8 protein-coding genes are annotated in these 13,408 nt (G+C 70.1%); 3 read left to right on the plus strand and 5 right to left on the minus strand.

The genetic code is table 11. The features are described 5' to 3' along the window. Positions 1 to 91: 91 nt before the first annotated feature. The 5 genes from glgB to OG746_RS11915 all read right to left on the minus strand — a co-directional run bounded on the left by glgB (position 92) and on the right by OG746_RS11915 (position 9,200). On the minus strand, positions 92 to 2,314 hold the full coding sequence (gene glgB, locus OG746_RS11895) for a 1,4-alpha-glucan branching enzyme (protein ID WP_266714261.1): 2,223 nt from the start codon (positions 2,312 to 2,314) through the stop codon (positions 92 to 94). 228 nt (positions 2,315 to 2,542) lie between these two features. Continuing rightward, positions 2,543 to 3,904, minus strand: coding sequence for a maltokinase N-terminal cap-like domain-containing protein (locus tag OG746_RS11900; protein ID WP_266714263.1), 1,362 nt, complete (start codon positions 3,902 to 3,904; stop codon positions 2,543 to 2,545). Between the two features lie 52 nt (positions 3,905 to 3,956). Next, entirely contained in the window at positions 3,957 to 5,669 is a 1,713-nt protein-coding gene (treS, locus tag OG746_RS11905) for a maltose alpha-D-glucosyltransferase (RefSeq protein WP_266714265.1), read from the minus strand. Between the two features lie 47 nt (positions 5,670 to 5,716). Beyond that, on the minus strand, positions 5,717 to 7,765 hold the full coding sequence (locus OG746_RS11910) for a maltotransferase domain-containing protein (protein ID WP_524540400.1): 2,049 nt from the start codon (positions 7,763 to 7,765) through the stop codon (positions 5,717 to 5,719). Positions 7,766 to 7,982: 217 nt separating this feature from the next. Next, positions 7,983 to 9,200, minus strand: a complete 1,218-nt coding sequence (locus tag OG746_RS11915; RefSeq protein ID WP_524540401.1) for a S8 family peptidase — start codon at positions 9,198 to 9,200, stop codon at positions 7,983 to 7,985. Between the two features lie 228 nt (positions 9,201 to 9,428). Between OG746_RS11915 and OG746_RS11920 the strand changes: the two genes are divergently transcribed. The 3 genes from OG746_RS11920 (at position 9,429) to glgP (ending at position 13,395) form a co-directional block, all read left to right on the plus strand. Beyond that, positions 9,429 to 10,001, plus strand: a complete 573-nt coding sequence (locus OG746_RS11920) for a maltokinase N-terminal cap-like domain-containing protein (RefSeq protein WP_266714267.1) — start codon at positions 9,429 to 9,431, stop codon at positions 9,999 to 10,001. A 140-nt stretch (positions 10,002 to 10,141) separates the two neighbouring features. Further along, the gene (locus OG746_RS11925; RefSeq protein ID WP_266714269.1) at positions 10,142 to 10,612 is read left to right on the plus strand and encodes a hypothetical protein; all 471 of its coding nucleotides are present in this window, start codon (positions 10,142 to 10,144) and stop codon (positions 10,610 to 10,612) included. 164 nt (positions 10,613 to 10,776) lie between these two features. Continuing rightward, positions 10,777 to 13,395 carry an alpha-glucan family phosphorylase gene (glgP, locus tag OG746_RS11930; RefSeq protein ID WP_266714271.1) on the plus strand — a complete coding sequence of 873 codons (2,619 nt, stop codon included), beginning with the start codon at positions 10,777 to 10,779 and terminating at the stop codon, positions 13,393 to 13,395. The last annotated feature ends 13 nt before the right edge of the window (positions 13,396 to 13,408 follow it).

Genomic DNA, 13,408 nt, shown 5'->3' on the forward strand with positions numbered 1-13,408 from the left:
TTGAATTCCCCCACCCCGCCCCTTCCCGAAACCGGGGGCTGCGCCCCCGGACCCCCCTAAAAGATTGCGCAGTTCCCCGCGCCCCTGATCATCAGGGGCTGAGCCAGATTGTTGCCAAGGGGGGCAGTGTGAGGTGGATGGTTGGGCCCTGGTCGGCTTCCGGTTTGATCGGGTCGCGGTTTGTGATGTCGCCGCCGCCGTAGCGGGCGTTGTCCGTGTTGAGGATTTCGTGCCAGGCCGGTACGTCGTCGGGGACGGCGAGGCGGTACTCGTGGCGGACCACCGGGGAGAAGTTCGAGACCGACAGGAGCGGGGTGCCGTCGGCTGCGTGGCGGAGGAACGCGAAGACGTTGTCCTCGGCCGCGTCGCCGGTGATCCAGGAGAAGCCGGCCGGGTCGGTGTCCCGTTCCCAGAGGGCCGGGGCCTCGCGGTAGATCTTGTTGAGGTCGCGGGTGAGGTCCCGTACGCCGCGGTGGTCGGGCTCGGCGCCGTACGCGGGATCGAGCAGCCACCAGTCGGGGCCGTGCGCCTCCGACCATTCGGCGCCCTGCGCGAACTCCTGTCCCATGAAGAGGAGTTGCTTGCCCGGGTGGGCCCACATGAAGCCCATGTACGCGCGCTGGTTGGCGCGTTGCTGCCACCAGTCGCCGGGCATCTTGGAGACCAGGGACTTCTTGCCGTGCACGACCTCGTCGTGGGAGATGGGCAGCACGTAGTTCTCGCTGTACGCGTACACCATCGAGAACGTCATCTCGTTGTGGTGGAACTTGCGGTGCACCGGCTCGTGGCTCATGTAGTCGAGCGAGTCGTGCATCCAGCCCATGTTCCACTTCAGGCCGAAGCCGAGGCCGCCGAAGCCGCCAGGCCCGATGTGGTGGGTGGCGCGGGTGACGCCGTCCCAGGCCGTCGACTCCTCGGCGATCGTGACCACGCCCGGCACCTCCCGGTACAGGGTGGCGTTCATCTCCTGGAGGAAGGCGACGGCGTCGAGGTTCTCGCGGCCGCCGAACTGGTTCGGCGTCCACTGGCCCTCCTCGCGTGAGTAGTCGAGGTAGAGCATCGAGGCGACCGCGTCGACCCGCAGGCCGTCGATGTGGAACTCCTGGCACCAGTAAAGGGCGTTCGCCACAAGGAAGTTGCGGACCTCCTTGCGGCCGTAGTCGAATTCGAGGGTGCCCCAGTCGGGGTGGGCTGAGCGGAGTGGGTCCTCGTGTTCGTAGAGCGTGCGGCCGTCGAATTCCGCCAATGCCCAGTCGTCGCGTGGGAAGTGGGCGGGGACCCAGTCCATGAGGACGCCGATGCCTGCCTGGTGGAGCTTGTCGATCAGGTGCTTGAAGTCGTCGGGGCTGCCGAGGCGGGCCGTCGGCGCGTAGAAGCCGGTGACCTGGTAGCCCCAGGAGCCGCCGAAGGGGTGCTCGGCGACCGGGAGCAGCTCGACGTGCGTGAAGCCCAAGTCCGTTACATAGGCCGGGAGTTGTTCGGCCAGTTGCCGGTAGGTGAGGCCGGGGCGCCAGGACGCGAGGTGCACCTCGTACACCGAGAACGGGGACTCGTGGGCGGGGTGCGCGGTGCGTCGCTCCAGCCAGGCCTCGTCGCCCCACGTGTGGTGGGAGGCGTGCACCATCGAGGAGTTGGCCGGGGGCACCTCGGTGCGGGTGGCCAGCGGGTCGGCGCGCATCGTTTTGCTGCCGTCGGGGCGGGTTATCTCGAATTTGTAGAGTTCGCCCTCGCCGATGTCGGGGACGAAGAGTTCCCAGATGCCCGATGAGCCGAGCGAGCGCATGCTGTGGGCCGCGCCGTCCCAGTAGTTGAAGGTGCCGACGACGCGGACGCCCCGGGCGTTGGGCGCCCACACCGTGAAGCGGGTGCCTTGGATGCCCTGGTGCTCCATGGGGTGCGCGCCGAGCGCCTTCCAGAGTTGCTCGTGGCGGCCCTCGTTGATCAGGTGCAGGTCGAGGTCGCCGAGGGAGGGGAGCAGGGCGTAGGAGTCCGCGATCCGTTGAGTGGTGTCGCCGTACGTGATCTCCAGCTCGTACGCGGGTGGGACCTCGCGGAGTTGGAGCAGGGCGGTGAAGAAGCCGTCGCCGTCGTCGTGGAGTTCGGCGTGCAGGCCCTCCGGGGTGGTGACGGTGACGTGTTGGGCGTAGGGGCGCCAGGTGCGGAAGGCGATGCCGGTGTGGGTGGGGTGTGCGCCGAGTACTCCGTGGGGGTTGTGGTGGGTTGCGGTCAGCAGCCGTGTGCGGTCGTCCGCGGGGACGAGGGACGGGGGTGTGGGTGAGGGTGTTGGCGGGGTCGGGGTTGGGCGGCGGGTCACGGTTGGGGCCTCCTTGGGTGGCCATCTCGTGTGCCGGGTGATGTGTGTCGGATCTCGTGTGGTGCTGTTCTTGGAAGGTCGCCCCCTCCTCCCCTTCCCGTCCCGAACCCTGGGGGCTGCGCCCCCTGGCCCCCCCAAAAACCTGGGGGCTGCGCCCCTGGCCCTCCCAAAAGACCTGGGGGCTGCGCCCCCTAGCCCCCCAAAAAGATTGCGCAGTTCCTCGCGCCCCTAAGAGGCCAGGCGTTTTAGTGCTGTTAGGGGGACCTCTAGCCAGTCCGGCCTGTGGCGGGCCTCGTACAACGTCTCGTAGATGGCCTTGTCGGTTTCGTAGGCGCGGAGGAGGACCGGGGCCGTGCGGGGGTCGGTGCCTGCCACCTCCGCGTAGCCGGCGCAGTATGAGGCGCGGCAGGAGAGGGACCAATCGCCTTGAGGGGAGGCGTAGTCGAAGGAGCGGAGCATGCCGGCGATGTCGCGGTGGACGGGGTGCGGCAGGCGGCGTTCCGCGAGGGGGCGGGACGGTTCGCCCTCGAAGTCGATCAGTTTCCAGGTGCCGGACGGCTCGCGCAGGCACTGGCCCAGGTGAAGGTCGCCGTGGACCCGCTGGGCCTGCCAGGTGCGGCCTTCCGCGCCGAGCTGGGCGAGTGCTTCGAACGCGGTGCGGAGGCTGTCCACGTAGGGGAGCAGGGCCGGGACCTGCTGGGCCGTCGCCTCCAGGCGGCGCGTCATCGACCCGGCGAGCTGGTCGATGTGGGCGCGCGTGTACGTGACCGTGGGCAGCGCGCGGGCCAGGGCGGTGTGCACCTCGGCGGTGGCGCGGCCGAGTTCGCGGGCCTGCGCCGTGAAGTCCTGCTGGTTGGTGACGTGCTTGAGGGCGAGGTCCCAGCCGTCGGCCGCGCCCTTGAGGAAGGGCTGGACGACGCCGAGGGTCGAGGGCTCCGAGTGCTGCGTTCCGGCCGTCTCGAACCAGGCGACGGGCGCGGGCACCCGGTCGCAGCCCTCGCGGGCCAGTGCCAGCGGCAGTTCGAGGTCGGGGTTGAGGCCGGGAACGACCCGGCGGAACAGCTTGGCTATGAGTGTGTCGCCGTACACGACCGAGGAGTTGGACTGCTCCGCGGTCAGCGGGCGGGGCGCGAGATCGCGCGGCACCTCGCCGTGCGGCCCGCGGTGGAAGCGGAGGGCGCCGAGCGCCCCGGGTATTCGGAGCCGCTCCAGGAGGACGGCGCTGTGGCGTGGGTCCAGGAGCGCCTCGTACGCGGTGCGGCCCGCCAGCGGTCCGTGCGTGATGTGGCCGATCACCGCGGGCGCGAGGTGCGGGGCGGCGGCCTCTGCGGTGCCGATGAGCAGCTGGTAGCGGTCGCCGGGCCCCTCCTCGTCGGCCGGTGGCTGGTGGGCGCGGACGAGGAGGTGCAACAGCGCGGCGTCCGGCAGCAGTTCGGTGACGGAGTCCAGGGTGAAGCCGGTGACCGGACGGCCCTTGCCGGCGAACCAGCGCTGGCGCGGCAGCCATTCGCGCAGCAACGGATCGAGCGACATGAGCAGTTCGGATTCTCCGGCCGTCGGGGCGGCGGGCCGGGTTGCGGCTTCCGACATGGCGTCGTGTCCTTTCCCGGATGTATTTGTGGAGTGCCCAGGTGTGCCGTCGTCAGTCCTTGCGGAGCCGGAACCAGTAGAACCCGTGTCCCGCCAGCGTCAGCAAGTACGGCAGTTCGCCGATGGCCGGGAACCGCACCCCGCCGATCAGCTCCACCGGATGCCGCCCGTTGAACGACTGCAGGTCCAGCTCGGTGGGCTGCGCGAAGCGGGAGAAGTTGTGCACGCACAGGACCAGGTCGTCCGCTCCGTCCTCGCTCGCGGGGGCCTCGCGCAGGAAGGCGAGCACCGCCGGGTTCGAGGAGGGGAGTTCGGTGTACGAGCCGAGGCCGAACGCCGGGTTCTGCTTGCGGATCTCGATCATCCGGCGGGTCCAGTGCAGCAGGGACGACGGGGAGGACATCGACGCCTCCACGTTCGTGACCTGGTAGCCGTAGACCGGGTCCATGATCGTGGGGAGGAAGAGGCGGCCGGGGTCGCTGGAGGAGAAGCCCGCGTTCCTGTCCGGGGTCCACTGCATCGGCGTGCGCACCGCATCGCGGTCGCCGAGCCAGATGTTGTCGCCCATGCCGATCTCGTCGCCGTAGTAGAGGATCGGCGTGCCGGGGAGCGAGAGCAGGAGAGCCGTGAACAGCTCGATCTGGTTGCGGTCGTTGTCCAGGAGCGGGGCCAGGCGGCGGCGGATGCCGATGTTGGCGCGCATCCGCGGGTCCTTGGCGTACTCCGCGTACATGTAGTCGCGCTCTTCGTCCGTGACCATTTCGAGGGTCAGCTCGTCGTGGTTGCGCAGGAAGATGCCCCACTGGCAGCCGGAGGGGATCGGCGGGGTCTTGGCGAGGACCTCGGAGACCGGGTAGCGCGATTCGCGGCGCACCGCCATGAAGATCCGCGGCATCACCGGGAAGTGGAACGCCATGTGGCACTCGTCGCCGCCGGTTTCCGGCGCGCCGAAGTAGTCGACGACGTCCTCCGGCCACTGGTTGGCCTCGGCGAGCAGCACCACGTCCGGGTACTGGGAGTCGATCTCCTTGCGGACCCGCTTGAGCAGCTCGTGCGTGGGCGGGAGGTTCTCGCAGTTGGTGCCCTCCTCGGCGTACAGATACGGGACCGCGTCGAGGCGGAAGCCGTCGATGCCGAGGTCGAGCCAGAAGCGCAGGGCGGCGAGGATCTCCTCCACGACGGCCGGGTTCTCGTAGTTGAGGTCCGGCTGGTGGGAGAAGAAGCGGTGCCAGTAGTACTGCTTGCGGACCGGGTCGAAGGTCCAGTTCGACGCCTCGGTGTCCACGAAGATGATGCGGGCGTCCTCGTACTGCTTGTCGTCGTCGGCCCAGACGTAGTAGTCGCCGTACGGCCCCTCGGGGTCGGAGCGGGACTGCTGGAACCACTCGTGCTGGTCGCTGGTGTGGTTCATGACGAAGTCGATGATCACGCGCATGCCGCGCTGGTGGGCCGCGTCGACGAACTCGACGAAGTCGGCCAGGTCGCCGAACTCGGGGAGCACCGACGTGTAGTCCGAGACGTCGTAACCGCCGTCCCTGAGCGGCGACTTGAAGAACGGTGGCAGCCAGAGGCAGTCGACGCCCAGCCACTGGAGATAGTCCAGCTTCGCCGTGATGCCCTTGAGGTCGCCTACGCCGTCTCCGTTGCTGTCCTGGAAGGAGCGGACCAGGACCTCGTAGAAGACGGCGCGCTTGAACCAATCAGGGTCCCGGTCCTTCGCAGGGGTGTCCTCGAAGGTGTCCGGGACGGGTTCATTCATCATCATGGTGTGGGTGACCCTCCGAATCCCATGTCCCGTCTGATCCTGAGAATTCATCGCGGCGTGGCCGGTGGCGGGAGGACGAGGATGTGCGCGGGCGTGCGGCCCGGCTCTAGGCGCACATAGTTCGTTCTGCCCCAGTGATAGGTGTCGCCGGTGAGTTCGTCCCGCACCGGCACGGAAGCGTGCCGGTCGAGCCCCAGGTGCGGCATGTCCAACGACACCGTCGCCTCCTGGGTGTGGTGCGGGTCGAGGTTCACGACCACCAATACCGTGTTCGAGCCCTGTGCGGATGCGGCGGTTTTGGAGTACACGAGCACCGCGTCCTGGTCGGCGTGGTGGAAGTGCACGTTGCGCAGGGTGCGCAGGGCCGGGTTGCGGCGGCGTATCGCGTTGAGCGCGGTGATCAGCGGGGCGATCGTGCGGCCCTCTCGTTCGGCCGACTCCCAGTCACGGGGCCTGAGTTGATACTTCTCGGAGTGGAGATACTCCTCGCTTCCGGCGCGCAGCGGGGTGTTCTCGCAGAGTTCGTAGCCGCTGTAGACGCCCCACGTCGGTGAGAGGGTCGCGGCGAGGACGGCGCGGAGCTCGAAGGCGGGGCGGCCGCCTTCCTGCAGGAACGCGTGCAGGATGTCGGGGGTGTTCACGAAGAAGTTCGGCCGCATGTAGGAGGCCGCTTCTCCGCTCAATTCCTGGGCGTACTCGGTGAGTTCCTGCTTCGAATTGCGCCAGGTGAAGTACGTGTACGACTGCTGGAAGCCGATCGCGGCGAGGGTGTGCATCATCGCGGGCCGGGTGAACGCCTCCGCCAGGAAGATCACGTCCGGGTCGGTGCCGTTGATGTCCGCGATGACCTTCTCCCAGAAGACGACCGGCTTGGTGTGCGGGTTGTCCACGCGGAAGATGCGGACGCCGTGGTCCATCCACAGGCGCAGGATCCGGGTCGTCTCGGCGATCAGCCCCGGCATGTCCTTGTCGAAGGCGAGGGGAAAGATGTCCTGGTACTTCTTCGGCGGGTTCTCGGCGTACGCGATGGTGCCGTCGGAGCGGTAGTGGAACCAGTCGGGGTGCTTCTGCACCCACGGGTGGTCGGGCGAGCACTGCAGCGCGAAGTCGAGGGCGACCTCCATGCCGAGCCCCCGCGCCCGGTCCACGAACGCGTCGAAGTCCTCGAAGGTGCCGAGGTCCGGGTGGATCGCGTCGTGGCCGCCCTCGGGCGAGCCGATCGCCCAGGGCACGCCCACGTCGTACGGGCCGGGCGAGAGCGAGTTGTTGGGGCCCTTGCGGAAGGTGGTGCCGATGGGGTGCACGGGCGGCAGGTACACGACGTCGAAGCCCATCGCGGCAATGGCCGGAAGGCGACGGGCGGCCGTGCGGAAGGTGCCGCTCACCGGTGGTCGGCCGGGCTCGACGACGGCGCCCTCGGAGCGCGGGAAGAACTCGTACCAGGACCCGAACAGGGCCCGCTCCCGCTCCACCTGGAGGGGCAACTTGCCGCTGCGCGTGACCAGTTCGCGCAGTGGGTGGCGGGCGAGGGCCCGCAGGACGTCGGGGGCGAGCGCGGCGGCGAGCCGGGCGGGGGCCTGGCGCGTGGTGTCACGGAGGGCGGCGGCGGCCCGCGCAATCGTTTCGCGAAAAGGTGCGGGGGCGCCCTTCGCGGCGCGTTCGTGCAGCAACGCACCGTCCTCCAGGACGAGTTCGGAGTCGATGCCCGCCGGAATCTTGATCTTCGCCGTGTGCCGCCAGGTCGTCACGGGGTCGCCCCACGCCTCGACCCGGTAGGTCCAGCGGCCTGGCGCGTCCGGCGTGACCTCGGCGCCCCAGCGGTCGGTGCCGGGCGCCAGCTCGCGCATCGGCGTCCAGGGGCCGGGCTCGCCGTCGGGGCCGCGCAGCACGACGTTCGCGGCGACGGCGTCGTGCCCCTCGCGGAACACGGTGGCCGTGACCAGGAAGGTCTCGCCGGCCACTGCCTTGGCGGGGCGCCGGCCGCCCTCGACGACGGGGCGGACGTCGCGGATGGGGATGCGGCCCATCGTGGCGCGTGGTGTCGCGGGCTTACGGGGCGTGCGCGAGGCGTGCGAAGGAGATCGCTTTGCGGGCATGACCGCTCCTGTCCGCGGGGAATCGGGGGTGCGGAAACGAGATTCGGGGGAGAGGGCCGTGCGGTGAAGCAGTGCGGGCGTACCGATGGAGCCTTCCACGCTCCATCGGCGGGCAATCCGTGTCGTACCAAGTACTCGTCACTACTGGCGCGTAAGGGAACACATAAGACCGGCCCCGCCGAAAACGACGGGACCGTGACATTAACTCACCTTCCTTCTAAGGGTTGTTGACCTGAAGCAGCTTGTTCGGCGAGCCGAGGCCCGCGCCCGTCACCTTGCCCGGCACGGCCCGCTCGGCCAGCGCCTTGCTCACCGCGGCGGGCGACGCCGTCGCGTGGTCGGCGAGGTACAGCGCGGCCGCGCCCGCGACGTGCGGTGATGCCATGGACGTACCGGAGAAGGTGGCCTTCCCCGAGTCGCTCGCGTTCGACGCGGACGTGATGTCCACGCCGGGCGCGAACAGGTCGAGGCGAGTACCCCAATTGGAGAAGCTCGCACGCGCGTCCTTCTTGTCGGTCGCGCCGACAGTGATCGCTTCCTTCACGCGGGCCGGCGAGTACAGCTCCGCGGGCATGCCGTCGTTGCCCGCCGCCACCGTGTAGGTGACACCGGAGGCGATGGAGTTCCGTACGGCGGCGTCGAGTTGGGCGTTCGCGTAGCCGCCGAGGCTCAGGTTCGCCACGGCCGGCCGCTGGGCGTGCTTGGTCACCCAGTCGATGCCCGCGAGCACCTGTGCCGTCGTGCCGGATCCCTCGTCGTTGAGCACGCGCACGCCGACCACGTCGGCCTTTTTGGCGACGCCGTACTGCTCGCCCGCGACGGTCCCGGCGACATGGGTGCCGTGTCCGTTGCCGTCCTGCGCGGTCGCGTCGTTGTCGACGAAGTCCCAGCCGCTCGTGGCACGCCCGCCGAAGTCGCCGTGGGTGGCGCGGATGCCGGTGTCGATGACGTAGACGTGCACGCCGGCGCCCGCGGACTCGGGCCAGGTGTACGACTTGTCGAGCGGCAGATCGTTCTGGTCGATGCGGTCCAGGCCCCACGAGGGCGGATTCTTCTGGTTGTGGTCCACGGTGACCTGGGAGTCCTGGACGACCGACGCGACGTCGCCGTCGGCCGCGAGCTGCTTGGCCTCCCCCGCGCCGAGCGTCACCGCGTAGCCGTTGAGCGCCTGGCTGTAGGTGTGGCGTATTTTCGCCCCGTATTTCTCCGCGAGGTGCTTGCCCTCGTCGGACGGAGCCCTGGTGTCCCCCTTCAGTGTCACTATGTAGCTGCCCGCTATGGCGCCGGGCTCGCCGGCGCCGAATATCCGCCCCTGTGCGGGGGCGGCGTTCGCGGGCAGGGTGATGGCCGAAAGCACCGCGACCGTGGCGACCGCGGTGAGCCCACCGGCCCAGCGCGTCCGTCGCTTTCGCGTCACTCGCACGGTCCCTGCCATGGGTGAGTCCCCCTCCTCAACTCGGCGCGCTCTCACGCCAGTTGGCAGCCTCTCGTGTGGTGTGAAGCACCACAAGGAGGTACGAGGTGGCGGAATCGGCCATATCGGTCGTGGGGGTTGTGCGGTTGAGTTGCGGCGAATTCCGGACTTCCGCTTGGGGTTTCCGGCCTTCGGGGCGGGGCGCGCAATTCCCTGGCGCGGCGCGCGACGGCGTCCGATGATGAGGCCGTGTCGATCATTCACCGCACCACACTCAAGCCCACCAAGCTCGAACTCCTCGCGGACTGGCTGCCGAAGCAGCCCTGGTATCAGGGCGCGGGCACCCCGGAGCTGACCAAGGCCGGCGGGTTCCGGCTCGACGATCCGGCCGGGGACGTCGGCATCGAGTTCATGGCCGCGACGGACACCTCGGGCCCCGAACCGGTGACGTACCACGTGCCGATGGCCTACCGCGGGGCACCGCTGGAGGGCGCCCCGGACGACGCGCTCATCGGCACCACCGAGCACGGCGTGCTCGGGAAGCGCTGGGTGTACGACGGGGCCAAGGATCCGCTGCTCGTACGGGAGTTGACCGCCCTGCTGAAGGGTGAGGTGCGCGCGCACGCGCAGAGCATCGACGGGGCGCTCGACCCGACCGTGCACGCCCACGTCACCACCGACGACGCCCGGCCCGAGATCGTGCGCGTCCTGGAGGCGGGCGCGAAGGCGCCGGACGACGCCGTCGGCGAGGTGACCGCCGAGTGGCTGGCGGAGGGCGAGCGACGGGTACGTGGGGTTTTCGTAGTGGTTCGGGCCGGCTGAGGGCCTCTGGGCGTTGCGTGCCTCCGGGTGATCATCAAATCTGACATCGTGGGCAGGTCGCCGATGACCAGTGGCGACGACTTCCTGCACCGACGTCCGAATGGTTTGGATGTGGTTTTTTGATCTGGGGGGCAACACGCATGACAGCGATCCGACGTCCGCGAAAGCTGGCACGCATCTTCACAGGAGCGGCCCTCGCGGTGGGTGCGCTGCTCGGCGCGGCCGCCGCACCGGCGGCGGCCGCTGACCCCAACCCCGAAGCGGCCGTCACCTATCAGGAGGTCGGCGACAGCGTCGGCGTCCGGGTGGGGCTGACCCAGGACGGTTCGTTCCTCGGCCAGGTCGAGTTCGACCCGGCCGCGCAGCAGCTCCGCGTCCTGGACACCAAGAACGACGACGACACGTTCTACGTGCACGTCTCCTCGACGCAGGGCGGTGCCGAGCACAACCTGGGCACGTACTCCGCGTCCGGCAGCGAGGCCCCCGTGGACTCCGTCGTGAAGAACTTCGACCTGCCGAAGGGCACGCCCCTCGACATCGAGGTGTACGACGACGCGGCACTCACCGACTACATCGGTGGGGCGCGCGGCACCGGTTCGGCGATCGCCTGACACCGGCCCCCAGGGGCACCCGCGTACGGCGGTCCGGGCGCGCACAGCGCGTGCCCGGACCGCCGTACGCGTTCCGGGCGCCCTGTCCCGCGCCGCGGCCGTGCGGCTACCGTCTCGGGGACACGCGACTCAGGCATACGACGCGCAACCGCAGAGGTGAGCACGTGAAGGCCATCCGTCGATTCACCGTCCGACCGGTCCTGCCCGAACCCCTCGCTCCGCTACAGGACTTGGCGCGCAATCTGCGCTGGTCCTGGCATGCGGGGACCCGTGACCTGTTCGCCGCGGTGGACCCCGACCGCTGGGCCGCGTCCGACGGCGACCCGCTGCGGCTGCTCGGCAGCGTGCCGCCCGAGCGGCTCGCCCGGCTCGCGGGCGACGAGGACTTCCTCGCGAGGCTGAGTGAGGTCGCCGACGATCTGCGCGGCTATCTGCACGACGACCGCTGGTACCAGGAGCGGGCGCGGCAGTCCCAACTGCCCGCCGGCATCGCCTACTTCTCGCCCGAGTTCGGCATCACGGCCGCGCTCCCGCAGTACTCGGGCGGCCTCGGGATCCTCGCCGGCGACCACCTCAAGGCCGCGAGCGACCTCGGGGCACCGCTGATCGGCGTAGGACTGTTGTACCGGCACGGCTACTTCCGGCAGTCGCTCTCCCGGGACGCCTGGCAGCAGGAGACATATCCCGTCACCGACCCGAACGAGCTGCCGTTGACCCTGCTCCGGGAGCCCGACGGCACCGCGGTGCACCTCGCGCTCGCCCTGCCCGGCGGGCGCCGGCTGTTCGCGCGCGTGTGGCAGGCGCAGGTGGGGCGGGTGCCGCTGCTCCTCCTCGACTCGGACGTCGAGGAGAACGATGCCCACGAACGGGATGTGACCGACCGGCTCTACGGCGGCGGCAGCGAGCACCGGCTGTTGCAGGAGATGCTGCTGGGGATCGGCGGGGTCCGCGCCGTCCGCGCGTACTGCCGGCTCACCGGACATCCCGAACCCGAGGTCTTCCACACCAACGAGGGGCACGCGGGCTTCCTCGGCGTGGAGCGCATCGCCGAACTCGCCGAGCGGGGAACGGACTTCGACTCCGCGCTCGAAGCGGTGCGGGCGGGCGCCGTCTTCACGACGCACACCCCCGTACCCGCAGGCATCGACCGCTTCGACCGGGAGCTCGTCGCCCGCCACTTCGGCGCCGCGGCCGAGCTGCCGGGCCTCGACGTGCAGCGCATACTCGACCTCGGCATGGAGACGTACGCGGGCGGCGACCCGAACGTCTTCAACATGGCGGTGATGGGGCTGCGGCTCGCGCAGCGCGCCAACGGCGTCTCCACACTGCACGGGTCCGTCAGCCGGGACATGTTCGCCGGGCTGTGGCCGGGATTCGACGTCGAGGAGGTGCCGATCGCCTCCGTGACCAACGGCGTGCACGCACCGACGTGGGTCGCCCCCGAGGTGTACCGGCTCGGAGCGCGGCAGATCGGGGAGCGGCGCACCGAGGACGCCCTGTCGGTCGGCGGCTCGGCACGCTGGGACGCCGTCGGCGAGATCGCCGACCGGGACATCTGGGAGCTGCGCGGCGAACTGCGCCGGCAGCTCGTCGACGAGGTGCGCGAACGGCTCGCCGCGTCCTGGCGGCAGCGCGGCGCGGGCGCGGCCGAACTCGGCTGGATCGACGGCGTGTTGGACCCGAACGTGCTCACCATCGGCTTCGCGCGCCGCGTGCCCTCGTACAAGAGGCTCACGCTGATGCTGCGCGATCCGGACCGGCTGATGCGGCTGCTGCTCGACGAGGAGCGGCCGATCCAGATCGTGGTCGCGGGCAAGGCGCACCCGGCCGACGACGGCGGCAAGCGGCTCGTGCAGGAGCTGGTGCGGTTCACCGACGACCCGCGGGTGCGGCACCGCATCGTCTTCCTGCCCGACTACGGGATGGCGATGGCGCAGAAGCTCTACCCCGGCTGCGACGTCTGGCTGAACAACCCGCTGCGGCCGCTGGAGGCGTGCGGGACCTCCGGCATGAAGGCGGCCCTCAACGGCTGCCTCAACTTGTCCGTCCTGGACGGCTGGTGGGACGAATGGTTCGCGCCCGACTACGGCTGGGCCATCCCGACGGCCGACGGAACGGCCACCGACGAGCACCGGCGCGACGACCTGGAGTCGGCCGCGCTGTACGACCTCCTGGAGCGCCGGGTGACGCCGCGCTTCTACGAGCGCGGCCCCGGAGGGCTGCCCGACCGCTGGATCGAGATGGTCCGCCAGACCCTCACGCACCTCGGCCCGAAGCTCCTCGCGGGGCGCATGGTCCGCGAGTACGTGGACCAGCTGTACGCCCCCGCCGCCGGGTCCGCGCGCGCCCTCACCCCGGACGCGGCACGGGACCTCGCAGCGTGGAAGGCGCGGGTCCGCGCCGCCTGGCCGCGCGTCACCGTCGACCATGTGGAGGCCTCGGCGGGCGGCGCCGAACTGGGTGCCACGCTCGGTCTCCATGTCCGGGTCGCACTCGGTGAGTTGGGCCCCGACGACGTCGAGGTGCAGGCCGTGGCGGGGCGGGTCGACACCGAGGACCGGATCACCGAGCCGACGACGGTGCCGCTGAAGCCTGTCGGCGGGCCGGACGGGGAGGGGCGCTGGGCGTACGAGGGGCCGCTCGCCCTCGACCGTAGCGGCCCCTACGGGTACACCGTCCGTGTGCTGCCGGCGCATCCGCTGCTCGCGTCGGAGGCGGAGACGGGGCTTGTTGCCGTGCCGACGGAGGCGACGCAGGAGGGGGCCGGGGTGTTGTTGCGGTGAGGTCGTACGGGGG

The sequence above is a fragment of the Streptomyces sp. NBC_01016 genome (genome assembly GCF_026341035.1).
Lineage (GTDB): Bacteria > Actinomycetota > Actinomycetes > Streptomycetales > Streptomycetaceae > Streptomyces.